Here is a 24655-nt window from a genome sequence, read left to right as displayed (position 1 = left end):
TGTGGACCGGCTAGGAGCCGGCGACGGGGACCCGGAGGCCCGAGTCCGTGTCCGAGGCCCCCATCCCGGCGAGCGGGCTGGTCTCGCACGCACGATCCGGGCGGGCGATGGACAGCGTCAGCGGGACCGGGGCCTTGCCCGAGCGCGAGTTCCGCGGGGCCGAGCGGGAGTGGTCCACCTCGGACTTCGGGATCAGGGTGTCCATGTCCCGGGCGGCGAGCGCCTGCTCGCCGAACCCGCGCACGCACTCCGGGTCCGGGCCGTCGAGCGGGAGGCCGGTGAAGAACTTGGCCGCCATGCAGCCGCCCTGGCAGGAGTCGTAGTGCATGCAGGACGCGCACGCCCCACCGGTCTGCGGCTGACGCAGCTCGGTGAAGAGCTCCGAGTTCTCCCAGACCTCCTGGAAGCCACCGGGAGAACGAACGTTCCCGGCGAGGAAGTTCTCGTGGATCGCGAACGGGCAGGCGTAGACGTCCCCGACCGGGTCGATCAGGCAGACCACGCGCCCGGCGCCGCAGAGGTTGAGCCCGGGCAGGGCCTCGCCGAACGCGGAGAGGTGGAAGAACGAGTCCCCGGTGAGCACCTGGTCCCCGCGGTCCACCAGCCAGTCGTACATCTGCTTCTGCTGCGACGGCAGCGGGTGCAGCTCGTCCCAGACGTCCGCGCCGCGGCCCGACGGGCGCATCCGGGTGATCCGCAGCTGGGCGCCGTACTTGTCCGCGATGGCCTTGAACTCGTCGAGCTGGTCGACGTTCTGCCGGGTCATCACGACCGAGATCTTCGGCTGCTGGAACCCCGCCTCGGCCAGGTTCTCCAGCGCGCGGATCGCCGTGTCGAAGGACCCCGGCCCGCGGACGTAGTCGTTGACCTCGGCGGTGGCGCCGTCGAGCGAGATCTGGATGTCGACGTAGTCGGTCTTCGCCAGCCGGGCGGCCCGCTCCTTGTCGATCTTGATCCCGTTCGTCGAGAACTTGACCCCGACGTTGTGGGCGATCGAGTAGTCCAGGAGCTCCCAGAAGTCCGGGCGCACCGTGGGCTCGCCACCACCGATGTTGATGTAGAAGACCTGCATCCGCTGCAGCTCGTCGATGACGGCCTTGGCCTCCGCGGTCGACAGCTCACGCGGGTCCCGGCGGCCGGAGGACGACAGGCAGTGCACGCACGCCAGGTTGCAGGCGTAGGTGAGCTCCCAGGTGAGACAGATCGGGGCGTTCAGGCCGTACTGGAAATGATCGACCAGCTTCAACGTGCACTCCACTCGTCGTGGTGGGGACGACTCAGGGCGTCAGGGGCGTGTTTCGATCGTTCCGGACGCCGCCAGTCCGGCGAGTGCCCGCAGGTAGGCGGGACGCTCGGGCTCGGCGACCCCCGCTGCCTCGACGGCGGCGTGGACGTCCGGGTGGTGCTCCAGCCCCTTCACGACCGCCACCAGCTCCGGGGTCTTGAGGAAGGAGAGCTTGCGGGTACCGAAGTGGTAGACGAGCGCACCGAAGGGCTCGGGCCGCAGCGACACCTGCGGGCTGCAGCGATACGCGGTCCCGGGATCGAAGTCGACCCCGGGGCCGGCGGCCGCAGCGATGTCCCTAGTAGACACCGCACATGCCGTCGATCGAGACCTCCTCGACCAGGGTCTCCTCGACCACGGGCGCGGTGGACTCCTCGGACACGGACTCGGTCTGGTCGATCGAAGCCATGGTCTACCTCCTGGAAAACGACGCTGTCGGGTGCTGCAGGGCAGCACTTCGGACAGTATTGGCACCGAGTGCAGAAAGGCAAGGATCCGGTTGTCACGCCCCTCCGATCGGACGGGACATCCGATCATCACCTCGAGGTCGACCGGAGACCCCCCGCCGTCCCACTGCCGCGGACCGGCATATTCACCTCCGTGAACGAACCGGCCACCCTCCTGCACCTGGCCACCCCCGGCGAGTGGCGCGCCTACCTGTCCGCCGGGGCGATCGCCCCGCCCTCGCCGGCCGACGTCGGCTTCGTCCACCTCTCGACGCACGAGCAGGTCGTGCTCCCCGCGGACCGCCTCTTCCGGGACCGCCGGGATCTCCTGCTGCTCGCCGTGGACACGGCCGCGATCGAGGCCGCCGGGGTCGAGATCCGGTGGGAGCCGGGGGTTCCGGGGGACCCGGCGTCGATGCGCTTCCCGCACGCCTACGGCCCGGTGCCGACCTCCGCCGTGCTCGCGGTGCAGACCTTCCGGCCCCGGCGCGACGGCGGGTTCGACGCCCCGCCCGCGCCGCCGGACCGCGCGGATCACGCCGCGCGCCTGCAGGCGTTCGCGGACTCGATGCCGCGCCGGGTCGCGACGACGGAGGTGCCGGTGACCGGGGGCGTGGCCGTCCTGCAGGCGGACGTGCCGTGGTCGCACGCCTGCAACCAGCTCCTCGTCGACGACATGACGGCCGCCCAGGACATCCGCGCGGAGGCGGACCGGGTGCTCGGCGGGGCCGGACGTCGACACCGCTGCGCGACCCTGCGCGGCCCCGATCCGGGCCCGGTCGCGCGCGAGCTCGGCCGCAGCGGCTGGTGGGTGCAGCACGAGGTGGTGATGACCCGCCCGCTCGGCGACGGGTCACACCCCGACGGGCCGCTCGACGACGGGCCCGTCGCGGGACCCGCGACGCTCGCGGAGGTCCGTCAGGTCTGGACGGAAGCGTGGCGCACGGACCTGCCCGCGGACGATCCGCAGCGGCTGCGGCTGCCGGACCGCTACCCCGTCGACGACCAGGGCGTCGACGTGCGGTACCTCGCGTCGCGGGACGCGCACGGGGCCGTCGTGGCCGCCGCCGCCTGCGCGATCGACGGCGCCACGGCCGTCCTCGACGCGGTGGAGACCGCGCCCGCCCACCGCCGGAAGGGGTACGGCGACGCGCTGCTCAGGGGCGCGGCCGTCGTCGCGGAGGCGGCCGGCTGCGATCTGCTCGCCCTCGACGCGCTGGCCGACGACTGGCCGCGGCACTGGTACGCCCGCCGCGGCTTCACCGTGATCGACGAGACCTGGGCGGCGGGCCGGCAGGGCTGAGAGGCGGCTTCGCCGCTCGTGCGCGAAATCGTCGCCCTGGCAACGGTTTCCGCGCACGGGCGCCGAAGGCGCACCTACCTGACCCGACGGTTTTCGCCCCCACCTCTTGACGGTTTCCCGCTCGCGGCACTGTGCGCGCGGTCACTGCGGCCATAGCGTCGCCGACGACCGACATCCACCTGCACCAGAAAGGGCTGCCATGCAGGTCGACGAGCTGTTGAAGCCGTTCCCGCTCAAGGAGTTCCACCCGTTCCCCAAGGCTCTGATGGGGCCGGGCGCACACGAGATGATCGGGCCGGAGGCCCTCAAGCTGGGCTTCAAGAAGACGCTCGTGATGACCTCGGGCCTCCGCGGCACCGACATCGTCCACAAGATCGTCGAGTCGATGAAGTACCACGGCCTCGAGGTCGTGGTCTACGACAAGGTCGAGTCCAACCCCAAGGACTACAACGTCATGGACGCTGTGGGCCTCTACCAGCAGAACAAGTGCGACTCGTTCGTCTCGATCGGCGGCGGTTCCTCGCACGACGCCTGCAAGGGCGCGCGCGTCTCGGTGGCCCACGACGGCCGCAACGTCAACGAGTTCGAGGGCTTCAACAAGTCCGAGAACCCGCAGAACCCGCCGCACATCGCGGTCTCCACCACGGCCGGCACCGGCTCCGAGACCTCGTGGGCCTACGTCATCACCGACACCACGACGGACCCGGACAACCCGCACAAGTACGTGGCGTTCGACGACGCGTGCGTGACCTCGCTGGCGATCGACGACCCGGTGCTCTACTACGACTGCCCGATCGACTACACCGCGCAGTGCGGCTTCGACGTGCTCGCGCACGCCTCCGAGCCCTACGTCTCGCGGCTGAACTTCCAGCCGTCGCTGGGCAACGCGCTGCACGCGGTCAAGCTGACCGCGCAGAACCTGCGCCAGGCGGTGTGGAACGGCCAGGACCTGGCCGGCCGCGAGGGCATGATGTACGCGCAGTACATCGCCGCGCAGGCGTTCAACTCCGGCGGCCTCGGGATCATCCACTCGATCAGCCACGCCGTCTCGGCGTTCTACGACACCCACCACGGGCTCAACAACGCCATCGCGCTCCCCCGCGTCTGGGCGTTCAACATGCCGGTCTGCTACGAGCGCTTCGCGGACATCGCGGAGGCCATGGGCATCGACACCCACGGCATGACCAAGGTCCAGGCGGCCGAGGCCGCGCTCGCCGCCGCGATCCGGCTGCTGCGCGACGTGGGCATCCCGGAGCGTTTCATCGACGTCACCCAGGACTCCTACTCGAAGAACCGGCTGGGCCAGGGCCCGACCAAGTTCTACGAGAACGAGAAGACCATCCGCGGCGACGCGGCGGACGTGGACCGCATCACCAACCACGTCCTCGGTGACGCGTGCACCCCCGGCAACCCCAAGGAGTGCACCTTCGAGACGGTCCGCCCGGTCGTCGACCACTGCATCAACGGCGACCTCGACGACCTGCTCAGCTGACCCTGTGCGCGGGAAACCTCGCTAGAACGAGGTTTCACGCGCACGGGTTCGATCGAACAGCACGAACGTCACGCAGCTCAGCGGGCCCATCCAGGCTCCCTGGTTCACACTGGGAAGCGATGGGCCCGCTCGCTGCGTGCCTGCCGCGGCCCGCCGCAGAGCCGCGCGGAAGGAGCACTTGCGTGACCGACGCCGTGACCGCCACCGAGAACCCCGACCCGCCGTTCGAGTCGGTCCAGGAGGTCGTCGACGCGCTGCGCGAGCAGGGCTACATCGCCGACACCCGCCTCGCCACGACCGTCTTCCTGCTGACCCGCCTGGACAAGCCGCTCCTGCTGGAGGGGCCTGCCGGCGTCGGCAAGACCGAGCTCGCGAAGATGCTGGCGCTCGCCACGGGCCGCCGGCTGCTTCGCCTGCAGTGCTACGAGGGCCAGGACGAGACCAAGGCCCTGTACGAGTGGGACTACGGCAAGCAGCTCATGTACACCCAGATCCTGCGGGAGAAGATCGGGCAGGTCGTCGAGGACGCCCCCGACCTGCACACCGCGGTCGAGCGGATCGGGGAGAACGAGAGCGTCTTCTTCTCCGAGCGCTTCCTCGCCCCGCGCCCGCTGCTCGAGGCGATCCGCTCCGAGCAGCCCGTCGTGCTGCTGATCGACGAGGTCGACCGCGCCGACGAGGCGCTCGAGGCCGTCCTGCTGGAGACCCTCGGGGAGTTCCAGATCTCCGTCCCCGAGGTGGGCACGTTCACCGCGAAGCAGAAGCCGTACGTGCTGCTGACCTCGAACAACACCCGGGACCTGGCCGCCGCCCTCAAGCGCGGCTGCCTGCACCTCTTCCTGGACTACCCGGCCGCCGAGCGCGAGCTGGAGATCGTCCGGTCGAAGAAGACGGGACTGGCCGACGCGCTGGCCGAGGAGCTGGTCAACGTCGTGCGCGGGCTGCGCGAGCTCGAGCTGCGCAAGGCGCCGAGCATCTCCGAGACGATCGACTGGGCGCGCACGCTCGCGGTCCTGGGCGTCGACGAGCTCAACGCGCAGGTGCTCTCGGACACCGTGAGCGTCGTCGTGAAGTACGACAAGGACGTCCGGAAGGCGCTCGACGCGCTGCCCCGGCTCGTGGACCCGAACGCCGCGGTCGAGGAGCCGGGCCACGGCCACGGTCACGGTCACGGACATGGGCACGGCCACGACTCGGACCATTCGCACGACGACGGCGGTGACGTCGACGGCCGCGCCAAGCGGGCGGACAAGGACACCGTCGGCCGGCATGGCGAGGGCGCCTACGGGACCCCGAACTACGTCAAGGGCACCGAGAAGGACCCCGGTCCCGCCACGCCACGCAGCGTCACACCGGGTCAGGGCAGCCGCTCGTTCGGACTCGGCCGCAAGCGGGCGCTGTAGGCGATGGAGGCCACGATCCACCGCTTCGTGCGGCTGCTGCGGATCCGCGGCGTGCGGATCTCGGTCTCCGAGGCCCTCGACGCGATGCGCTGCGCAGCGCAGCCGGGCGTGCTGGCGGACAAGACCGTGATGAAGGAGGCGCTGCGGGTCGCGCTGGTCAAGGACCGGCGGGACGAGGCCACGTACTCCGAGGTCTTCGACCTCTTCTTCGCCCTGGTCAAGGTGGGCGAACAGGAGACCGGGCACGGCCACGGTCACGGGGACATGACCGACGACGGCGCCCTGGAGGACTTCACGCTCTCCGAGGATCCCAGCGAGACCCCGCAGCAGGGCCACGAGCACGGCAAGCCCGTGGACATCCGGGACTACTTCGACCCGGACGACCTGGCGCAGCAGTACAACCTGCACCAGGAGGCCAACAAGATCGACCTGGCCGCGATGACCGAGGAGATCGTCTTCTCCAAGGACAACCAGCAGGCCCAGGCCGCCGAGGGCAACCGGGTCCAGATCGAGACGGACCGGCTCTCCGGCGCAGGCATGCCCGGGGACATCTCGACGGCCACCGGCACGAAGGTCGACGCCGACCTCTCCGTCGCGGAGCAGGAAGCCCTGCTGGGCTGGCTGACCGCGGCGGAGGAGGACGCGCAGGCCGAGGCCGGCACCGAGGACGACGCGGCGGCGCTGCGGCGCAGGCTCGCGGGCGTCCTGACCAACCTGCCCGAGGCGATCAAGAAGCACCTCGAGGCGCTGATGGAGATCGAGCAGCGCATCGTCGACGGCGGGGAGGGCGAGGGGCGCGTCGCCGAGGTGGACCGGGCCACCGAGACCGAGCGGATGCAGCTCGAGGACTCGCTGCGCCGGCTGGCCAAGACCCTGCACGGCGCGCTCACCCACCGGCGCCGGGTCTCGCCGCAGGGCCGCATCGACTCGGGCCGCACGATGCGCCGCAACATGCGCTACGACGGCGTCCCGTTCAACCCGGTCACGGTGAAGCGGCAGGAGGACAAGCCGCGGCTGGTCATCCTGGCGGACGTCTCGCTGTCCGTCCGGGCCACGGCGCGCTTCACCCTGCACCTCGTGCACGGCCTGCAGGACCTGTTCGGGCAGGTGCGCTCGTTCGCGTTCGTGGACGAGATCGCCGAGGTCACGGACCTGTTCGCGGACCATCCGGTGGAGCACGCGCTCGGCCTGGTGTTCGGCGGGGACGTGATCGACGTCGACGCGAACTCGAACTACGGGCTCGCGTTCGGGCAGTTCCTGGAGGAGCACGGCTCGGCGGTCACCCGCCGCTCGACGGTGCTGATCCTGGGCGACGGGCGCGGCAACGGGAACGACCCGAACATGGAGGCGTTCGTCGAGATCACCCGCCGGGCGCGGGAGACGATCTGGCTGACGCCCGAGCCGCGCTACTCCTGGGGTCTGGGTCGCTGCGACCTGCCCGCGTACGCGGAGCACTGCGACCGGGTCCGGGTCGTCCGGGACCTCACCGGCCTGGAGACGACCGCCAACGAGATGAGCGGTGAGCTGATCGGCCGCTGACCGCGCACAGGCGGCGTCAGCCGCGCCAGGGAGAGAACGTGATGATGGATCTCGATCGCCTGGACAACGACCTGGCGGGCTGGCTGGACCGCACACTCGTGCGGCCCGGGCTGCTGCCGCCGGACCGGTTCGAGGACGCGTTCGTCGCGGTCGTCCGGGCCTCCGCCGGGGACCCCGACGACGCCTGGCTCGCCTTCTACCGCAACACCCTGGCGGCGCTGCACGGCGAGGTCCGTCCCGGCGGCACCAATGCGGAGCTCAAGCCCGTGCACGAGCGGGCCGCGGAGCTCGTCGTCGGGGCAGAGGTGCTCGAGCTGGGCAGCTGCTTCGGCTTCCTGGCGCTGCGACTCGCCGCCGCCGGGCACCGGGTGACGGCGACGGACCTCACCCGCGGCACCGTCGACCTGCTGGCCCGCACGGCCCCACGGCTCGGCCTCACCCTGGACACGATGGTGGCCGACGCCCGGGCCGTGCCGCTCCCGGACGCCTCGATGGACACCGTCTTCGCGGTGCACCTGCTCGAGCACCTGCCGGCCGAGGAGGACAAGGCCGTGCTGGCCGAGATGCTGCGCCTGGCGCGCCACCGCGTGGTCGTCGCGGTGCCGTTCGAGGACGTGCCGAACGAGACCTGGGGCCACCTCCGCAGGTTCGACGAGTCCGTGCTCGCGGAGCTGGGCGACACGACCGGCCTGCCGTACACCGTGAGCACGCACCACGGCGGCTGGCTGGTGATCGACCTCCACTGAGCGTGGCGTGCCTCCGGGCAGGGCGATCGCCGTCCAGGACGCCGGCCTGGTGTGGCCGGCGTCGGGGCGGCGTGCTCAGACCAGCTCGGGCACCCGCAGGTGCGCCAGGGCCAGCTCGAACTCGGCGACCTCCAGGACCTCGGCGCCCAGCTCGGCCGTGGCGTTCGTGCGCATCCGCTCGGCCTCGTCGCGGCTCGCGGCCAAGGCGTCGGCGCTGTCGAAGGTCACCGACGACACGGTGATGCCCTCGGGGCGGTCCATCAGCAGGCTCGCGCTGCAGAAGCCGTCCATCCGCTCCATCGCCGGCAGCATCGACTGCCGGTACACGTCCAGCGCGCGGTCCATCGCGGCGGGATCGAATCGCAACCAGGTCGCCCGCACACAGGCACCGGGTGCGCTGTTGTGGGCGCGGTGCAGCACCCCGATCTCCCACTCGTCGACCTGGGCCGTCCCGCCCAGCACGTCGGCCACCCGGTCGCGCAGCGGGCGGACCATGGGCTCGGAGTCCCGCATGGCGTCCATCGACTCCCAGGCGGTTGTCGCGATACACCGGCCGGACTCCCGGTCGACGATCATCGACATGCCGATGGAGCCGGGGGCGTCGAGCACCGCGGGCAGGACCTCGTCGCGAGCCAGCGCGATGCCACGGTCGAGGTTCTCCGGGTGGGCGAGGATCGTGGTGGAACGTGCGTACACGGGCCACCTCCTTCCGACGGGGGCGGCGCCCCGACGGCACCACCGGCCGTCGAACAGGGTTCTCCTCCCGGGCCGGGAGGGCAATGCGCCGTTCGCGGAGTAGCCCCGGATGCACGAACGGCACTCCCGCTCAGTGGGTATGAGCGAAAGTGCCGTTCGTGCAGAGGGACGGGAACTACGCGCCGGGGGCGGAGATCCCCGCGGCGGTGGTGAGGGCCCGCCTCGTGAGGACCTTGACGAGGTGCCTCCGGTACTCCGGGGTACCCGCGTTGTCCGCCGGGGGCTCGGTGCCCACGTCGGCCAGCGCTGCGGCCTCCTCGACGGACCTGCCCTCGGCCAGCGCGGCCTCGGTGGCCGAGGCGCGCAACGGGGTGGAACCCATGTTCACGAGCCCGACCCGGCCGTCGACCACCGCGACCCCGACGATCGCCCAGTCGTTGCTGCGGCGGGTGAACTTCTCGTACGCCCAGCCCGCGGTGCCGGTGCGCGGCACCCGGACCTCGACGACGAGCTCGTCCGGCTCCTTCACCGAGGAGAAGACCCCGGTGTAGAACTCGGTGATCGGGACGGACCGCGTCCCGCGCGGCGAGCGCAGCACCACGGTGCCGCCCAGCGCGAGGACCGCGGCCGGGAGGTCCGAGGCCGGGTCGCCGTGGGCCAGCGAGCCGCCGAGCGTGCCGCGGTGGCGGACCTGGGGGTCCCCGACCGTCCGCGCGACCGCCGGCAGCAGCGGGCACTCGGCCGCCAGCACGCCGGAGATCACCAGGTCGCGGTAGCGGGTGACGCCACCGATGGCGACCTCGTCGCCGTCGACCCGGATGTAGTTGAGCTCCGCGAGCCGGCCGATGTCGATGACCATCTCGGGCGCCGCGAGGCGCAGCTTCATGACCGGCAGCAGGGAGTGCCCGCCGGCCAGGATCGTCGCGTCCTCGCCGTGCTCGGCGAGCAGCGCGAGCGCCGCGTCGACGGTGTCGGGGCGGCTGTACTCGAATCCGACGGGGATCACGCGCCGGCCTCCCCGGTGGAGAAGCCGGGCGCCATGGAGCGGGAGCCGGACTTCGCCTCGGCCTGCTGGGCGGCGTCCGGGTCCTTGCCCGCGGCGACGAGCACCGCGCGGACGATGTTGTGGTAGCCCGTGCAGCGGCAGAGGTTGCCCTCGAGCCCCTCCCGGACCGCCTTCTCGTCCAGGTCCGGGTCCTCCTCGATGAGGCTGATCGCGGCCATGACCATGCCGGGGGTGCAGAACCCGCACTGCAGGCCGTGCTCCTGGCGGAACGCCGCCGTGACGGCGTGCGCCGGGTTCCCCTCGGAGGCGCCCTCGAGGCCCTCCATGGTGGTGACGGCCTGCTGGTCCGTCTGCACGGCGAGGACCGTGCAGGACTTGACCGACTCGCCGTCGACCAGGACCGTGCACGCCCCGCACGAGGTGGTGTCGCAGCCGATGTTGGTGGCCTTGAGGCCCACGTTGTCCCGCAGGTAGTGCGCGAGCAGCGTCCGGGGCTCGACGTCGGCGCTGGTGCGCTCGCCGTTGACCGTGATCTCTACCTTCATTTGGACGCCTCCTTCTGGGCTGCGTCGATCGCCGTCCACACGCGCACCGGCGTGAGAGGCATGTCGATGTGGCTGACCCCGAGGTGCGAGACGGCGTCGATCACCGCGTTCTGCACCGCCGGGCAGGACCCGATGGTCCCGGCCTCGCCGATCCCCTTGTAACCCATGGGGTTGACCGGCGTGGGCGTCTCCATGGTCACGAGGTCGAAGCTGGGCAGCTCCGCCGCGGACGGGATGCCGTAGTCCGCGAACGTCGCGGTCAGCGGCTGGCCGTCGGGGTCGAAGACGACCTCCTCGAGCAGCGCCTGCGCGATGCCCTGGGCGATGCCGCCGTGCCGCTGCCCGTCGAAGATCAGCGGGTTCAGGATCGGGCCCGCGTCGTCCACGGCCCAGATGCGCTCGACGGTCGCCTTGCCGGACTCGACGTCCACCTCGACGACGGCGACGTGCGCGCCGAACGGAAAGGTCGGCTTCTTGCCGTCCCACTCGTGGAAGACCTTGAGCTCCTCCGCCGCGGCGAGCTCGGCGAGCGGGACGCTCTTGGACCCCGGGACGCCCTTGACGACGACCGACGCGGTCTCCTTGTCGATCTCCAGGTCGTCCACGTTCGCCTCGAGCAGGTCCGCCGCCCGCTGCTTCGCGAGGTCGACGAGCTCGGCCGCGGCGTTGTGCACCGCGACGCCGCCGGTCTGCAGGCTCCGCGACCCCATCGTGCCGGCGCCCTTGGGGATCAGGTCCGTGTCGCCGTGGATGACCGTGATCTTGTCGATCGGGATGCCGAGCTCGTCGCTCGCGAGCATCGCCCAGGCCGTCGCGTGGCCCTGGCCGTGGGGCGACGTGCCGGTCAGCACCGTGACGGTGCCGTCCGCGTGGACCTCGACGGTCGCGTTCTCGACGAACGCGCCACCGCCGGTGATCTCGACGTAGGACGAGACGCCGATGCCGAGCTGCACGGCGTCACCGCGCTTGCGGCGTGCCTCCTGCTCGGCGCGCAGGCCCGTGTAGTCCGAGGCCTCCAGCGCGAGGTCGATCGCCTTGGCGTACTCGCCGCTGTCGTACTCGGCGCCGCCCTTCGTGGTGAAGGGGAACTGCTCGGGCTTGATGACGTTGATCTTGCGGATCTCGGCCGGGTCCATCCCGATCTCGTCCGCGAACAGGTCCATGGCGCGCTCGATGGCCTGCGTGGCCTCGGGGCGGCCGGCGCCGCGGTAGGCGGCCGTCGACGTCGTGGTGGTGGCGACGACCTGCGCGGTCGACCAGACCTTCGGGATGTCGTAGGTCCCCGACGCCATCATCCGGGTGAACATCGGCAGGACGACGCCCAGGCGCGGGTAGGCACCCGCGTCCTGGATGACGTCGAGGCGGTAGGCCTTGACCTTGCCGTCCCGGTCACCGCCGATGGTGATGGTCTGCAGCTGCGCTCGGCCCTGCACCATCCCGGTCATGTTCTCCGAGCGGCTCTCGTTCCAGCGGACCGGGCGGCCCGCCATCTTCGAGAACGCGGCGACCAGCGCGAACTCCGGGTCCGCACCGATCTTCGCCCCGAAGCCGCCGCCGACGTCCGGCAGGATCAGCCGGAGGTTCTTGGCGTCCATGCCCATCCAGCCGGCGACCTCGTCGCGGGCGCTCTGGGCGTTCTGGGTGGAGCAGAAGATCGTGCAGCGGCCGTCGTCGCCCCAGTAGGCGGAGGCGGCGCGGGACTCCAGCGGCGCCGCGGCGACGCGCTGGTTGGTGATCTCCCGGGTGATGACGACCTCGCAGTCCGCGAAGAACTCGTCGCCCGGGTCGTCCTTGCCGAGGTGCATCGAGGTGACGCTGTTCGTCCCGGCCTCCGGGAACAGCAGCACCTCGTCGCTCAGCGCCTTCTTGAGGTCGATCACGGCCTCGAGCGGGTCGTAGTCGATCTCGACCAGGTCCGCGGCGTCCTCGCCCTGCCAGTGCTCCTCGGTGAGGACGGCCGCGACCGCCTCGCCGACGTAGCGCACCGTGTCGGTGGCGAGGAACGGCCGCAGCATCGCCTTGTTCGCGGCCGGGAACAACAGCGCCGGCTCAAGGTCCAGGTCGGCGCCGGTGTACACCGCGACGACACCGGGGGCGGCCTTGGCGGCCTCCGTGTCGATCGAGGTGATCTTCGCGTGCGCCAGTGGGGAGCGGACCAACGTGAGGTGCAGTGCACCCGTCAGCCGCTCGTCGGTCAGGTCGTCGGTGTATGTCGCGCCCCGTGTGAGAAACACCGGGTCCTCGGTACGGACAACGCGCGTGCCCAAGATGCTCATCGCGGGCGACACTATCCCCCTGATCACGGGCATGCGACATGCCACACACACCCTGACCTGCAGGTAAGCCATACCTAAGGCGCTTGTCTGCGACGACACAGCCGCATCAGCGACCCCTTTCCGCCGCGCGGACCGCACGTGCGGAGGACGGGCCGACAGGGCCGGAGCTCGCCGGGCGGCCGTTCACACGGTTGGCCGAGCCTCCCACCAGGGGCGGACCGTCCAGAGCGGCGAGACGGGCCCGTGACCCTGTCCGAGCGGATAGGAGTGGCGCACCGCCTCGACGATGTAGCGCTTGCCGAAGGCGACGGCCTCCGGTGCCGTCATCCCGCGCGCGAGGCCGGACGCGATCGAGGCGGCCATCGAGTCCCCGCCGCCGTGGGTGTTCCCGGTGTCGAAGCGGGGGCCGGGCAGCTCGGTGAAGGTGTCGCCGTCGTAGAGGAGGTCCACGCAGCCCTCGACGTCCTCGGCGAGGTGTCCGCCCTTGACCAGGACGAAGCGCGGGCCCAGGCCGTGGAGCACCTTCGCCGCCTCGTACTGCGCGGCGCGGTCGTGCACGTCGAGGCCGATCAGCAGGCGGACCTCGTCGAGGTTCGGGGTGACGACCGTGGCGCGCGGGAAGAGCAGGTCCCGGAAGGCGTCGAGGGCGGAGTCCGCGAGCAGCTGGTCCCCGTGCATGGACGCGGCGACGGGGTCCACGACGAGCGGGGTGCGTCCCCCGGCGCCGATCCCGTTGGCGTCGCACGCCTCTGCGACGGCCTCGATGATCTCCGTTCCGGCGAGCATCCCGGTCTTGGCGGCGTCGAGCCCGATGTCCGACGCGACGCTGGTGATCTGGGCGGCGACGGTCGCCGGCGGGATCGTGTGCACACCGGTGACCCCCACGGAGTTCTGCACGGTAACCGCACAGACGGCGAGGCAGCCGTGCACGCCGCACGCGGCGAAGGTCCGCAGGTCCGCGGCGATCCCGGCGCCGCCGCCGGAGTCCGTGCCCGCGATGGTCATGACCCGCGGCGGGGTGGTCCCGATGGTCTGCTCCGGCACGGCTCTGCCGTCCTCCCTGGCCGGCATTACCCGGCCGGTCCCACGGTCGGCGGCCCGGGCCGCCCTCTCAGCCCGCCGACGTGCGAGCTCCCGCCTTCTGGTCCTGTCCCCCGCGACGGTAGTCGGCGGGACATGATCACTCACCCGCCCGGGAGGAATGGTCACACCGCGGATGGGGTTCACTGCGGACATGGCCGACACACAGGTGGAGCTCAGCCCCGAGGGCTGGGTCCGTAATCAGACGGAGAAGATCCTCGAGTCGGGGACGACCGAGGGCATCGAGGTCCAGGGGATGCCGATCATCCTGCTGACCATGAAGGGCGCGAAGAGCGGCAAGTACCGCTACGTGCCGCTGATGAAGGTCGAGCACGACGGCGAGTACGCGATCGTGGCGTCCAAGGGCGGCGCTCCGGAGCACCCGGTCTGGTACCACAACGTCAAGGCGAACCCGGAGCTGAAGCTCCAGGACGGCACCGTGACGAAGGACTACGTCGCCCGCGAGCTGAGCGGCGACGAGCGCCAGGTGTGGTGGGACCGCTCCGTCGCGGCCTACCCGCCCTATGCGGAGTACCAGACGAAGACGGACCGGGAGATCCCCGTCTTCGTGCTCGAGCCCGCAGGCTGAGCCCTCCCCCGGTTACAGGAGAGCCGTTCTCCCGCCGTTTCCCGGCGTGAGAGCGGCTCTCCTGCACCTCGGGCCAGGCGTCGGCGAGTCGTTCAGCGGCTTCCTTCCCGGTCCGGAGCGGTGACGGAACGGAGCAGCGGGCGGCTGGCGGCGGTCGCGGCGAGGACCAGCGCGGTCCCGGCCACCAGGACGCCCGCTAGCAGCAGCAGCCCGGAGGGTTCGAGGGCCTTCGCCGCCGCGGCGAACGGAGAGGCGCAGGCCAGGCCGAGGACCAGCGCGATCGCGCCGTTGGCGAACAGCGGGCGGACGGTCTCGGCGCGCCGCGCCCGGTCGAGGGCGACGAGCGGGGTGCCGGCCAGGGTCAGCAGGCGCAGCGTGTGCCGGTGGTCGAGGACGCGGGCGGCCGCGGCGGTGCCGGTGGCCGTCGCCGCGACGAGGAACGTCGCCACGAGCACGACGAGCGCGCCGCGCTGCAGGTCCTCGACCAGCATGGCGCCCTCGTGCTCCTGCTCGGCCCCGGTCTGCACGACCGCGCCGGGGACCAGGCCGTCGAGCGCCGTGCGGGCGCGGTCCAGCTGGGCCGGGTCCGCCGGGAGCACGGCGAGGCCGACCCCTTCCCGGGCGTCGTCGACGGTGTCCACCGACGCGGGGATCCCGATCGAGACCAGCCGGGCACGGGCGGCGTCCTCGAGTCCCGTGGCCCCGGCGGGTGCGGTGAGCCGAAGCATCGACGGGTCGGCGGTGACCGTGCCGGCGACCACGGCCGTCATCGGTGCGAGGAACCCGGCGACGAACACCGCGAGCGTCAGGCCGGCGAGCGGGCGGAACGCGCCCTTCGGGTCGTCGAGCAGGCGGCGGCCGGCCAGCAGCCCGGGCACCGAACCCGCACCGCGCGCCATCCGCGAGCCGAGCACGCGGACCACCAACGGCCCGATCAGCGCGACCGACCCGAACATGGCGAGGATCGCGACCACGAACACGATCCCCATGGCGTCGACGGAGACGACCTGCAGAGCGGAGTTGACCACCAGCAGCACCACCAGCGCGACGGCCACCCCGAGCAGGCGCAGCCACCGCGCGCCCTGCGGCCGCTGCCGCCGGACCACCCCCAGGGGTCCGACGACGACCTGGCGCAGGCCGCCGACCGCGGACGCCGTGGCCAGCAGCGCCACCCCGGCGACGATCGCGAGGCAGGCGAGGAGCCCCGGCCGGACGTCCGCGGCGAACCAGCCGTTGCCGGCCAGTGGGATCATCGCCACCAGCGGCGAGAGCGCCCACTCCAGCAGCACCCCGACGACCGCGGCGACCGCCGCGACGGCCGTGACCTCGGCGACGGCGACCACGGTCACCTGCCGGGCCGAGGCACCGAGCAGGCGCAGCGTCGCCAACCGCTCGCTGCGCCGGGCTGCGGACAACCGCGCCGACGCGCCGAGCAGCCCGGCGACCGGGAACACGACGAGCGCGACGGCGACGATCGTCAGCTGCCGGTAGACGTCCGTCATCGCGTAGTCCCGCCCGGCCGGCCGCGGCACGTCGAACCCCGCGACGGGCGCGACGTCCGAGTTCCCCGGCACCGTCAGTACCGGGTCCCCCGCGGGCCGGCCGATCACGGCGACCAGCTCGTCCGGGCTCTGCAGGCCCGCCTCGCCGAGGAGGCCGGTGGCGGGCCCGGGGTAGCGGGCCGCCAGCTCGTCGGCCGGGAGCGTGCCCAGCAGTTCGGCCAGCGCGGGCGAGACCCAGACCTCCCCGGGCGCGGGCATGCGCGGCAGCCCGGGCGGCGGCGCCGCAGTCGCCACCGGGGCCACCAGGTCGATCTGGGTGATCGACCGGCCGGCGGCGGAGTCCGTGCGGAGCCGGAGCTGGGCGACGGGGTCCGCGGCGGCGACGGCGGGTGCGCGCCAGGCCGTGCGGGACTCGCGCTCGTCGAGGCCGTGCAGGGCACCGACCGCGATGGTCAGCAGGGTGGTCGCCACGGCGGCGCCCGCGCCGACCAACCCGGCCGACGCCCAGGCGCGACGGCCGCCGAGGCGCAGCAGCCGTAGGGCGAGGCCGATCACGCCGGCACCTCGGCCCGCACGACCCGGCCGTCCCGCAGCGCCACCGTGCGGTGGCACGCGGCGGCGACGTCCGGGTCGTGGGTCACGACCACCAGCGCGGTCCCGGTGCGCACCGCCAGCCCACACAGCAGCTCGACGACCTGACGCCCGGTCGCGCTGTCCAGGGCGCCCGTCGGCTCGTCCGCGAAGACGACCGCGGGCTCGGCGACGAGCGCCCGCGCGATCGCGACGCGCTGCTCCTGTCCTCCGGAGAGCTGCCCCGGCCGGCGGAGCTCCAGGCCGGCGAGCCCCAGCGAGGGGAACCACGCCGCCGCGCGGCGGACGGCCTCGCGCCGCGGGACACCGCCCAGCATCAGCGGCAACGCGACGTTCTCCACGGCGGGCAGCTCGGGCAGCAGCTGGCCGAACTGGAACACGAAGCCCATGCGCTGCAGGCGGAGCGCGGTGCGAGCGCCCTCGGACAGCGTGTCGACGCGCTCCGCCCCGAGCCGGACGACACCCTCGTCCGGCCGGAGGATCCCGGCGAGGCAGTGCAGGAGCGTCGACTTGCCCGAGCCCGAAGGGCCGGTGATCGCGAGCGTCTCGCCGGGCGAGACCGCCACGTTCACGTCGGACAGGACCGTCGAGGCGCCGAACCGCTTGGTCAGCCGGGACCCCGAGAGGATGGGAGCGTTGTTCATGCGATCACCGTGGCGTGAGCGGGCGGGCGCGGGCCTCGGGTGAACGGACGATCTCCGCCGGGTGACTCGTCCTTTCGGCCGAGGCCGGGCGGCAGGGGTGCCGTCCTAGGCTCGGCCCGTGCCCCGCCCCACCCTCCCCCGGTTCGTCCGGCACGCCGGACTCACGGCCGAGGTGCTGGCCTACGTGTTCTGGCTGCTCGTCGATGGTGTCGCCACCCTCGGTGTCGACCGGGGCTGGCCGAGCGTCGCGACCCCGGTCGTCGGCGCCCTGATCGCGGGTGTCGTGCTGCTGCGCCGGCGCGACGGGGTCGACGTCCTGCGGACCGCCGCGCTCGCCTACGCGCTCTCGGTGCTGATCACACTCGGGTCCCAGGTGGTCGGCGCGCCCTCGATGGCGTTCACCGAGCAGCTCGCGCTGGCCGTCGTCACCGTCGCCGCGCTGCGCCGCGCCGGGGACCGCACGGCGCTGGCCGTGTGCGGCGCGGCGGTGATCGCCCTCGTCGGCTCGGCCGCGTTCCGGGCGGACATCGGCACCGCCCGGAGCGCGTTCACGATGCTCTCCGCGCTCGGCTGGGGCGCGACGATCGCGGTCGGCCTGGTGATCCGCGAGAACGAGGCCCGGCGCCGGAACCAACTGGCGGACGCCCGGTCCGCCGAGCGGATGGACCTGGCCCGGGAGCTGCACGACGTCGTCGCCCATCAGGTCACCGGCATCGTCGTGGCCGCCCAGGCCGCGGCCGTCGTCGCCCGGACGTCGCCGGAGGCGGTCGACAAGGCGCTGCTCGCGATCGAGAACGCCGGCGGCGAGGCGCTCACGGCGATGCGCCGGATGGTCGGGGTGCTGCGCGGGCAGGAGGAGGGCGCGCGGACGCCCGGAGCCGACCTCGCCGACATCGCGGAGATGGTGCACCGCTTCGACCCCGAGGCCCGGCTGGCCCGGCTAAAGACCGATCCCGGGCTCGAGCACGCGGTGCTGCCGGCGGGGGTGGCCGCGACCGGGTTCCGGGTGGTGCAGGAGGCTCTGACCAATGTTCGGCGGCACGCCCCCACGGCGTCGGCCGTCGAGATCGAGATCCGGATCCGGGACGAGGTGCTGGTGGTGGGAGTGCGCAACGACGGCGTGCGGACGGGGGGTCCGGGGGCGATCGGCGGTGAGAGCGGCTTCGGGCTCGCCGGGATGAGCGAGCGGGTCGCCGCGTTGGACGGGACCCTGCACGCCGGGCCGACGGGCTCGGGCGTCTGGACCGTGACGGCCCGGCTGCCGCTGACGGGCGGCGTCGCATGATCCGCGTGCTGCTGGCGGACGACCAGGAGATGGTCCGCACGGGGTTCCGGCTGATCCTCTCCGCCGAGGGGGACATCGAGGTCGTGGGCGAGGCCGGCACCGGGGCGGGCACCGTGACGAAGGCGCGCGCGCTGCGCCCGGACGTCGTCCTGATGGACATCCGCATGCCCGAGCTCGACGGGTTGGAGGCCACCCGCGCGCTCATGGCGGACCCGGCGCCGCCGCGGATCGTCGTGGTCACGACCTTCGACCTCGACGAGTACGTCTACGGCGCGCTGCGCGCCGGGGCCTGCGGCTTCCTGCTCAAGGACGCCGGGCCACGGCTGCTCGTCGAGGCCGTGCGGGCCGCCGCGGCCGGGGACGCGCTCGTCTCGCCGTCGGTGACGGTGCGGCTGCTGCAGCAGCTCACCGCGCCGGCGCCGCCCCGCCGCGGCGCCCCGGAGAACGCGCTCTCCCCGCGCGAGCTCGACGTGGTGCGCGCGGTCGCCCGGGGCCGGACGAACAACGAGATCGCCGCGGAGCTGTTCGTCTCCCTGTCCACGGTGAAGACACACCTGGCGAACGTCCACACCAAGCTCGACGCCCGCAACCGGGTCGAGGTCGCGGCGTGGGCGTGGGAGAACGGCCTGGTCGCCTGAGGACCGGTCAGCCGAGCTCGGTCGGGACGGCGATGACGTCGACCATCGCCCCGTTACGCAGGACGGTCACCGGCAGCGGCACGCCGACGGCGTCGGAGAACAGCTGCCGCTGGATGCCCTGGGCGTCCTCGACGGGCGCCCGTCCGACGTCGAGCACGAGGTCCCCGCGGCGCAGGCCGGCCGCCGCGGCAGGGCTGCCCGCGACCACCTCGGCGAGCCGTAGCCCGTTGCGCCTGCCGTAGCGGTCGGCGACGGCTGCGGGGACCGGGGCAGGCGTGCCGACCACACCGAGGTAGGCCCGGCGGACCCGGCCTGCCGTGCGCAGGGCGTCGACGATCCGCAGCGTCGTGGCGTTGATCGGGACGGCCAGGCCGAGCCCGGTGCCCGCGACCGCGGTGTTGATCCCGACGACGCGGGCGCGCCAGTCCGCGAGCGCGCCGCCGGAGTTGCCGGGGTTCAGCGCGGCGTCGGTCTGGATGACGTCCTCGACCACCCGGCCCGCATTGCCGCTACGGGTGGGCAGCGAGCGGCCGAGCGCACTGACGACGCCGGCGGTGACGGATCCGGCGAGGCCCAGCGGGTTCCCCACCGCGACCACGAGCTGGCCGACGACGAGATCGTCCGCGTTCCCGAGCCGCGCGGGCTCGGGCAGGGCCCCGCGGTCGTCGGCCCGCAGCAGCGCGAGATCCGACAGCGGATCGGCGCCGGCGACGCGGAACGGCACCTGCTCGCCGTCGACGAAATCGGCTCGGCCGCTCCGGGCGACCCCGACGACGTGCGCGTTCGTGAGCAGCTCGCCGGGGGCGATCACCACCGCCGAGCCGCTGCCGCGACCGATCCGCACCGCCGCGACCCGGCCGGTGAGCTCCGCCGCGACCGCGCTGACCGTGCGGGAGTAGGCGTCCAGTTCGTCCATGCCGGGCCTCCCTGCTTACACCGTTGCAGCCGTAGCAACGACCATGCCGGGTGTGGTGTTCCCCTGCCCCCGGGTCCGCCATGGAGCCGTAACGCGGCGGAGCGCGCCCGAGATCAGCGTCGTGGCTCCATGATGCGGCCGGGCGTCGGGCTCACACCTCTTCGGCCTCCTGGGCGGTCGGGTCCCAGGACAGGCCCGGCGTGCCCCAGCCGCGGCGTTTGAGCACCTTCTTCGCCGCCCGCTGGTTCCGTCCGACGAGGCGGTCGATGTAGATGAACCCGTCCAGGTGGTCGACCTCGTGCTGCAGGCAGCGGGCCAGGAAGCCGGTGCCCTCGATGCTGACCGGCTCGCCGTCGACGTCGACCCCGGTGACCCTGGCCCAGTCCGCGCGCCCGGTCGGGAACTGCTCGCCGGGGACCGACAGGCAGCCCTCGTCGTCCTCGTCGGCGTCCGGCATGGTCGTCGGCCGGCCCGAGTCCTCGATCACCGGGTTGACGACGACCCCCCGGCGCATGACCTGGGCGACCTCGTCCGGGCAGTCGTAGACGAACACCCGCAGGTCCACGCCCACCTGGTTCGCGGCGAGCCCGACACCGTTCGCGGCGGCCATCGTCTCGAACAGGTCGTCGACGAGCGTGCGGAGATCCTCGTCGAACGTCTCGACCACCCTGGTGGGGGTGTGCAGGACGGGATCACCGATGATGCGGATGGGGCGGACGGTCACGCTCCGACGATAGTGAACCCCCTCGGCCGGCCCTCGTCCGTGGGGCCCGATTCACCTTCCGGGGTGGCGCGTCCGGCCCGTTTCTGTCGGACCCCCGTGGTTCAATTGCGGCCCGGAATGACAGACCTGTCATTCCGTCGTCTCCGGCTTTCGAGGAGCGTGATGGAGTCCGCCACCGAACCCAGTGTGGTCGCCGCTCCCACCGGCAACCCGCTCCGCGAGCTGGACCGCCGCGAACGGGAGATCCTCGCCTTCGAGGGCCAGTGGTGGAAGTACGCCGGCGCCAAGGAACAGGCCGTCCGCGAGCTGTTCGACATGTCCGCCACGCGCTACTACCAGGTGCTCAACGCCCTGGTGGACAAGCCCGAGGCGCTCGCCGCGGACCCCCTGCTCGTCAAGCGGCTGCGGAGACTGCGTGCAAGCCGGCAGCGCACCCGCGCGGCGCGTCGGCTGGGCATCGAGCCCTGGTAACGCCATGATCGGGCCTGCCGTGATCCGCGCAGGCCGGATCCGCACGACCTGATCGGGAGGACAGCCGTGACCACACCCGCCCCCTCCGGCGGACCGTCGCCGCTGAGGCTCGGTGGTCTCGCGCTGATCGGCGTCGGCGTGATCGCCGCGGTCATCGGCGTGGCCACCATCGCCACCGGCGGTGGCAGCGACGACCCCACGGTCGCCGCCCCGCCGCCCGCCAGCTCCGAGGCCGCCCCGACGTCCGCTCTCGGGACCACGGACCCCAACGCCGTGCCGTCGCTCGCCCCCGCCCCCGGATCCGACGGCTCGCCGGGCACCGGTGACGGCGCGGCCGGCGGCGGAACCGGGCAGGGCGGAACCGGTACCGAGGGATCCGGGACCGGCGGAACTGCGTCCGGTGGCACCGGATCTGGTGGCACCGGGTCCGGTGGCACGGGGTCCGAAGGCACCGGGTCCGGAGGCGCCGGTGTCGCACAGGGCAGCGCCGGCACGGGTGGCACCGGAGGTGGTGCCGGTGGTTCGGGCGCGGTCGTCGCCGCGCCGAGGGAACCGCTGCGCGTCTACAACAACAGCACGATCGCCGGTCTCGCCGCCAAGGCCGCGGAGGACTTCCGCCGCGCCGGCTGGACGGTCACCGAGAGCCGCAACTACTCCGACGGCGTCATCCCGACGACGACCGTCTACTACCGCCCGGGCACCCGCGAGCAGGCCGCGGCCGAGCGGCTCGCGGCGGAGTTCGGGATGCGCGCCGAACCCCGGTTCGCCGGCATCCAGGACGCGACGCCCGGACTGATCGTCATCCTCACCAAGGACTACAAGTACGCCGCGAGCTCGTAGGAGAGCCCTGCCCGCGCGTCGCGCGGTAGGACCGGGCCCTCCTCGGACCGTCCGCTCCCCGGCACGGCCCGCCCCCGGTGCCGCCGCGACGTCGGCGGGCCGGGGCCGTTCGCGAACGGCCCCGGCCACGGCCGACGCTCAGGCCCGGCGCAAGGCGTAGGCCTCCAGCTGCGCCACCTGCACCGGGTCGAGCGACGGCGGGACCGCGCGCCGGGCCGCCGCCAGGTGGGCGGCGGTGACCTCAGTGGCGTCGAGGGACTCCCGCATCGCGGTCAGCGCCGCCTCGCGCAGGATCGCGGCACAGTCCGCGGCGGAGTAGCCCTCGAGCTCCGCGGCGAGGGCGTCCAGGTCGACGTCCTCGGCGAGCGGGGTGTTGCGGCCCGCCGCCCGCAGGATGTCCGCCCGCGCCTCGGCGTCCGGCGGCGGGACGAACACCAGCCGCTCGAGCCGGCCGGGGCGCAGCAGCGCGGGATCGACGAGCTCGGGCCGGTTCGTCGCCCCGACCACGACGACGTCCCGCAACGGGGTCGCCCCGTCGAGCTCCGTGAGCAGCGCCGCGACCACCCGGTCCGCCACCCCGGAGTCCGTGGACCCGCCGCGGCGCGGGGCGAGCGCGTCGACCTCGTCGAGGAAGATCAGCGAGGGGGCTGCGTCCGCCGCCTTGCGGAACAGCTCGCGCACCGCCCGCTCGGACTCGCCGACGTACTTGTCCAGCAGCTCCGCGCCCTTCACGGCGAACACGTTGAGCGCGCCGGAGCCCGCGAGCGCCCGGAGCAGGAAGGTCTTCCCGCCACCGGGTGGGCCGTAGAGCAGCACCCCGCGGGGCGCGGCGACCCCGAGCCGGGCGAACGAGTCGGGATAGCGCAGCGGCCACAGCACGGCCTCGGTCAGGGCTTGCTTGACCTCGGTCATGTCCCCCACCTGGTCGAGCGTGATGCCGCCGGTCTGCAGCGTCTCCGTGGACGACATGGAGATCGGCCGGGTGCCCCCGACGGCGTCGAGCAGGTCGTGCTGGGTGATCTTCGGGTCGTCGCCGGAGCCCTGCCGCAGCGCCGCCTGCACCGCCGCCTCCCGCCGCACGGCGAGCAGGTCCGCCACGACGAAGCCCGGGGTGCGCTCCGCGATCTCGGCCAGGTCGACGTCCTCGGCCAGCGGCACGTCCTGCAGCAGCCTGCGCAGCAGCTCGGCCCGGGTCCGGTGGTCGGGGAGCGCGAGTCCCAGCTCACGTTCGGCCAGGTCAGGGGCCCGGAATCGGGGATCGACGTTCTCGGGTGCCGCCGTCGTCGCGACGAGAGCGAGCCCCGGGGTCCCGACGGTCTCGCGCAGCGCGTCCAGCACCAGCGTCGCGAGCGGCGGCGGGGTCGCGGCGGGGAGCAGCGCGTCGACGTCCGTGACGAGCAGGACCACGGGCGAGTCCGCGGACGCGGCGGACCGGGCGGAGGTCAGCACCTCCTGGACCCGTGCCGCGGCCGACGCGGGCTCGAGCGCCCCCGCGGACGGCCCGTTCAGCTCGACGCACCGCGCCTTGGTCGCGGCGGCGACGCTGTGCACCAGCGTGGTCTTGCCGGATCCCTCCGGCCCCGTGACCAGCACCCCCAGCCGTGCGGTGCCGCCGAGCCGGACGAGCAGCTCGGGACGCGCGAACGTCAGGTCCAGCCACTCCACGAGCTTGCGCGCGGCTGCCGTGTTGCCGATCAGATCGTCGATCGGGAGCGCCGGTTCCACGGGCGGCGCGGGTGCGGGCGGTGCGGCGGGTGCCGAGCCTGCCCCGGTGACGGCGGGTGAGGAGGCGCGGGGGACGGCGGTGGCGCGGGACGACGCGGTGGGCGCATCCGCGGTCGTCGGACCGTCGACCCAGCCGACGACGGTCGTGGGCGAGATCGAGACCGGTCCCGCCGGCTCGGCGGCGGCGACCGTGAGCAGCTCGCTCGTCCACACACCGCCGATCGCGTTGGCCAGCGTCCGGCGGGTGCCGGGGACGTCCGAGCCGGGCGGCGGCGCGATGTCCTGGGGTAGCAGTGACACCGCGTCGCCCGGCGTCAGGACCTTGCCGAGCAGGGCGAGCCGGGCCGTCGCGGGCGTCACCGCGGCCCGGACCAGGCGCGAGCCGGCGAGGACCACCCGTCGGGCCGGGGCGACCTCGACCGGTTCGACCACGACCGAGGACCCGTCCGTGAGCCCGGCGTTGGAGAGCGTGACGTCGTCCAGGCGGGCGTGGCCGGGGGCGCCGCCGGCCTCACCGGCCACGGCGAGCGCGGCCGTCTCCCGGGTCCCGGTGAGGGTGACCGCGTCCCAGGAGCGCAGGCCGAGGGCGTCGAGCACCTCCGGGTGCAGGCGCACCACGCCCCGGCGGGCGTCGAGGGCGGAGGTGGCGAGGCGGGCGACCAGCGTGATCACGGGCACCGGCACACGGTATCGACCGCGCGCGGTGGCGGGCGTCCGCCCGCTCAGCGACCGCCCCGCTCAGCGACGGCGGAGCCCCAGCCGACGCCGGTTCGCGCTCGGTACCGGCTGGCCGCCGGGACGCGAGCCCGTCCCGTTCGGCCCGGCCCCGTTCGGCCCCGGGCCGTTCGGGCCACCGTTCTGCGGGGATCCGCCGTCCGGGCCGAGGCGGCGGACCGCCGCGCGCATCACGCCG

General features: G+C 73.2%; 23 protein-coding genes. 10 read left to right on the top strand and 13 right to left on the bottom strand.

From position 1 onward, the window contains the following. Window positions 1-10 precede the first annotated feature (10 nt). The 3 genes from mftC to mftA are packed head-to-tail and all read right to left on the bottom strand — an operon-like array spanning window position 11 to window position 1694. Window positions 11-1246 (bottom strand): mycofactocin radical SAM maturase, encoded by a 1236-nt coding sequence (gene mftC, locus JWP64_RS27970; RefSeq protein WP_297502941.1) that lies wholly within the window; start codon window positions 1244-1246, stop codon window positions 11-13. Window positions 1247-1285: 39 nt separating this feature from the next. Beyond that, window positions 1286-1594 (bottom strand): mycofactocin biosynthesis chaperone MftB, encoded by a 309-nt coding sequence (mftB, locus tag JWP64_RS27965; protein ID WP_297502940.1) that lies wholly within the window; start codon window positions 1592-1594, stop codon window positions 1286-1288. After that, window positions 1584-1694 carry a mycofactocin precursor MftA gene (mftA, locus tag JWP64_RS27960; RefSeq protein WP_297502939.1) on the bottom strand — a complete coding sequence of 37 codons (111 nt, stop codon included), beginning with the start codon at window positions 1692-1694 and terminating at the stop codon, window positions 1584-1586. The genes mftB and mftA overlap by 11 nt, the downstream gene beginning before the upstream one ends. 191 nt (window positions 1695-1885) lie before the next feature. Here mftA and JWP64_RS27955 point away from each other — a divergent pair, with 191 nt between their 5' ends. From JWP64_RS27955 to mftM, 5 genes are all read left to right on the top strand, one after another. Beyond that, the gene (locus JWP64_RS27955) at window positions 1886-3034 is read left to right on the top strand and encodes a GNAT family N-acetyltransferase (RefSeq protein WP_297502938.1); all 1149 of its coding nucleotides are present in this window, start codon (window positions 1886-1888) and stop codon (window positions 3032-3034) included. A 199-nt stretch (window positions 3035-3233) separates the two neighbouring features. Beyond that, a complete protein-coding gene (gene mdo, locus JWP64_RS27950) occupies window positions 3234-4526 on the top strand; it encodes an NDMA-dependent methanol dehydrogenase (RefSeq protein WP_297502937.1) in 1293 nt (430 codons plus the stop codon). Window positions 4527-4708: 182 nt separating this feature from the next. After that, window positions 4709-5929, top strand: a complete 1221-nt coding sequence (locus tag JWP64_RS27945) for a MoxR family ATPase (protein ID WP_297502936.1) — start codon at window positions 4709-4711, stop codon at window positions 5927-5929. A gap of 3 nt (window positions 5930-5932) precedes the next feature. After that, the gene (locus JWP64_RS27940) at window positions 5933-7468 is read left to right on the top strand and encodes a VWA domain-containing protein (RefSeq protein WP_297502935.1); all 1536 of its coding nucleotides are present in this window, start codon (window positions 5933-5935) and stop codon (window positions 7466-7468) included. Window positions 7469-7509: 41 nt separating this feature from the next. After that, entirely contained in the window at window positions 7510-8214 is a 705-nt protein-coding gene (gene mftM, locus JWP64_RS27935) for a mycofactocin oligosaccharide methyltransferase MftM (RefSeq protein WP_297502934.1), read from the top strand. A 75-nt stretch (window positions 8215-8289) separates the two neighbouring features. Here mftM and JWP64_RS27930 read toward each other — a convergent pair whose 3' ends face one another. The 5 genes from JWP64_RS27930 to thiD all read right to left on the bottom strand — a co-directional run bounded on the left by JWP64_RS27930 (window position 8290) and on the right by thiD (window position 13742). Continuing rightward, window positions 8290-8910 carry a hypothetical protein gene (locus JWP64_RS27930; RefSeq protein WP_297502933.1) on the bottom strand — a complete coding sequence of 207 codons (621 nt, stop codon included), beginning with the start codon at window positions 8908-8910 and terminating at the stop codon, window positions 8290-8292. Window positions 8911-9085: 175 nt separating this feature from the next. Next, the gene (locus JWP64_RS27925) at window positions 9086-9916 is read right to left on the bottom strand and encodes a xanthine dehydrogenase family protein subunit M (RefSeq protein ID WP_297502932.1); all 831 of its coding nucleotides are present in this window, start codon (window positions 9914-9916) and stop codon (window positions 9086-9088) included. Then, window positions 9913-10461 (bottom strand): (2Fe-2S)-binding protein, encoded by a 549-nt coding sequence (locus JWP64_RS27920; protein WP_297502931.1) that lies wholly within the window; start codon window positions 10459-10461, stop codon window positions 9913-9915. The genes JWP64_RS27925 and JWP64_RS27920 overlap by 4 nt, the downstream gene beginning before the upstream one ends. Next, window positions 10458-12737 (bottom strand): xanthine dehydrogenase family protein molybdopterin-binding subunit, encoded by a 2280-nt coding sequence (locus JWP64_RS27915; protein WP_297502930.1) that lies wholly within the window; start codon window positions 12735-12737, stop codon window positions 10458-10460. Before JWP64_RS27915 ends, JWP64_RS27920 begins: the two co-directional genes overlap by 4 nt. A 183-nt stretch (window positions 12738-12920) precedes the next feature. Continuing rightward, window positions 12921-13742: a bifunctional hydroxymethylpyrimidine kinase/phosphomethylpyrimidine kinase gene (gene thiD / locus JWP64_RS27910; RefSeq protein WP_297502946.1), complete on the bottom strand. Its 822-nt coding sequence runs from the start codon at window positions 13740-13742 to the stop codon at window positions 12921-12923. Window positions 13743-13971: 229 nt separating this feature from the next. On the opposite strand from thiD, the gene JWP64_RS27905 reads away from it, so the two are divergent. After that, a complete protein-coding gene (locus tag JWP64_RS27905; RefSeq protein WP_297502929.1) occupies window positions 13972-14406 on the top strand; it encodes a nitroreductase family deazaflavin-dependent oxidoreductase in 435 nt (144 codons plus the stop codon). Between the two features lie 92 nt (window positions 14407-14498). Here the strand turns inward: JWP64_RS27905 and JWP64_RS27900 are convergent, their stop codons facing one another. Next, window positions 14499-16463, bottom strand: a complete 1965-nt coding sequence (locus JWP64_RS27900; protein ID WP_297502928.1) for an FtsX-like permease family protein — start codon at window positions 16461-16463, stop codon at window positions 14499-14501. Further along, on the bottom strand, window positions 16460-17143 hold the full coding sequence (locus JWP64_RS27895) for an ABC transporter ATP-binding protein (protein WP_297502927.1): 684 nt from the start codon (window positions 17141-17143) through the stop codon (window positions 16460-16462). Before JWP64_RS27895 ends, JWP64_RS27900 begins: the two co-directional genes overlap by 4 nt. A 118-nt stretch (window positions 17144-17261) precedes the next feature. On the opposite strand from JWP64_RS27895, the gene JWP64_RS27890 reads away from it, so the two are divergent. After that, on the top strand, window positions 17262-18428 hold the full coding sequence (locus JWP64_RS27890; protein WP_297502926.1) for a histidine kinase: 1167 nt from the start codon (window positions 17262-17264) through the stop codon (window positions 18426-18428). Next, a complete protein-coding gene (locus JWP64_RS27885; RefSeq protein WP_297502925.1) occupies window positions 18425-19066 on the top strand; it encodes a response regulator transcription factor in 642 nt (213 codons plus the stop codon). The genes JWP64_RS27890 and JWP64_RS27885 overlap by 4 nt, the downstream gene beginning before the upstream one ends. Before the next feature lie 7 nt (window positions 19067-19073). On the opposite strand, the gene JWP64_RS27880 is transcribed toward JWP64_RS27885, so the two are convergent. Together JWP64_RS27880 and JWP64_RS27875 are read right to left on the bottom strand one after the other, a co-directional pair. Continuing rightward, window positions 19074-19982: a trypsin-like peptidase domain-containing protein gene (locus JWP64_RS27880; protein ID WP_297502924.1), complete on the bottom strand. Its 909-nt coding sequence runs from the start codon at window positions 19980-19982 to the stop codon at window positions 19074-19076. A gap of 151 nt (window positions 19983-20133) precedes the next feature. Beyond that, a complete protein-coding gene (locus tag JWP64_RS27875; protein ID WP_297502923.1) occupies window positions 20134-20706 on the bottom strand; it encodes a peptide deformylase in 573 nt (190 codons plus the stop codon). A 162-nt stretch (window positions 20707-20868) separates the two neighbouring features. Here JWP64_RS27875 and JWP64_RS27870 point away from each other — a divergent pair, with 162 nt between their 5' ends. Both JWP64_RS27870 and JWP64_RS27865 read left to right on the top strand, forming a co-directional pair. Next, a complete protein-coding gene (locus JWP64_RS27870; RefSeq protein WP_297502922.1) occupies window positions 20869-21177 on the top strand; it encodes a DUF3263 domain-containing protein in 309 nt (102 codons plus the stop codon). 66 nt (window positions 21178-21243) lie between these two features. Next, window positions 21244-22017 carry a LytR C-terminal domain-containing protein gene (locus tag JWP64_RS27865; RefSeq protein WP_297502921.1) on the top strand — a complete coding sequence of 258 codons (774 nt, stop codon included), beginning with the start codon at window positions 21244-21246 and terminating at the stop codon, window positions 22015-22017. Between the two features lie 138 nt (window positions 22018-22155). Here JWP64_RS27865 and JWP64_RS27860 read toward each other — a convergent pair whose 3' ends face one another. Beyond that, entirely contained in the window at window positions 22156-24426 is a 2271-nt protein-coding gene (locus tag JWP64_RS27860; RefSeq protein ID WP_297502920.1) for an AAA family ATPase, read from the bottom strand. Window positions 24427-24655: the final 229 nt, after the last annotated feature.

The sequence above is a fragment of the Pseudonocardia sp. genome (assembly GCF_025465255.1).
GTDB lineage: Bacteria > Actinomycetota > Actinomycetes > Mycobacteriales > Pseudonocardiaceae > Pseudonocardia.
Note: the sequence above shows the minus strand (reverse complement) of the source record. Positions and strands in the feature narration are given on the sequence as shown.

What these genes read in the sequence shown, in the direction of transcription:
- JWP64_RS27880 (WP_297502924.1), bottom strand. Translation starts at nt 19,982, where the DNA reads ATGGACGAACTGGACGCCTACTCCCGCACGGTCAGCGCGGTCGCGGCG.
- JWP64_RS27915 (WP_297502930.1), bottom strand. Translation starts at nt 12,737, where the DNA reads ATGAGCATCTTGGGCACGCGCGTTGTCCGTACCGAGGACCCGGTGTTT.
- JWP64_RS27870 (WP_297502922.1), top strand. Translation starts at nt 20,869, where the DNA reads ATGGAGTCCGCCACCGAACCCAGTGTGGTCGCCGCTCCCACCGGCAAC.
- JWP64_RS27920 (WP_297502931.1), bottom strand. Translation starts at nt 10,461, where the DNA reads ATGAAGGTAGAGATCACGGTCAACGGCGAGCGCACCAGCGCCGACGTC.
- JWP64_RS27940 (WP_297502935.1), top strand. Translation starts at nt 5,933, where the DNA reads ATGGAGGCCACGATCCACCGCTTCGTGCGGCTGCTGCGGATCCGCGGC.
- JWP64_RS27895 (WP_297502927.1), bottom strand. Translation starts at nt 17,143, where the DNA reads ATGAACAACGCTCCCATCCTCTCGGGGTCCCGGCTGACCAAGCGGTTC.
- mdo (WP_297502937.1), top strand. Translation starts at nt 3,234, where the DNA reads ATGCAGGTCGACGAGCTGTTGAAGCCGTTCCCGCTCAAGGAGTTCCAC.
- mftA (WP_297502939.1), bottom strand. Translation starts at nt 1,694, where the DNA reads ATGGCTTCGATCGACCAGACCGAGTCCGTGTCCGAGGAGTCCACCGCG.
- thiD (WP_297502946.1), bottom strand. Translation starts at nt 13,742, where the DNA reads ATGACCATCGCGGGCACGGACTCCGGCGGCGGCGCCGGGATCGCCGCG.
- JWP64_RS27905 (WP_297502929.1), top strand. Translation starts at nt 13,972, where the DNA reads ATGGCCGACACACAGGTGGAGCTCAGCCCCGAGGGCTGGGTCCGTAAT.
- mftM (WP_297502934.1), top strand. Translation starts at nt 7,510, where the DNA reads ATGATGGATCTCGATCGCCTGGACAACGACCTGGCGGGCTGGCTGGAC.
- JWP64_RS27885 (WP_297502925.1), top strand. Translation starts at nt 18,425, where the DNA reads ATGATCCGCGTGCTGCTGGCGGACGACCAGGAGATGGTCCGCACGGGG.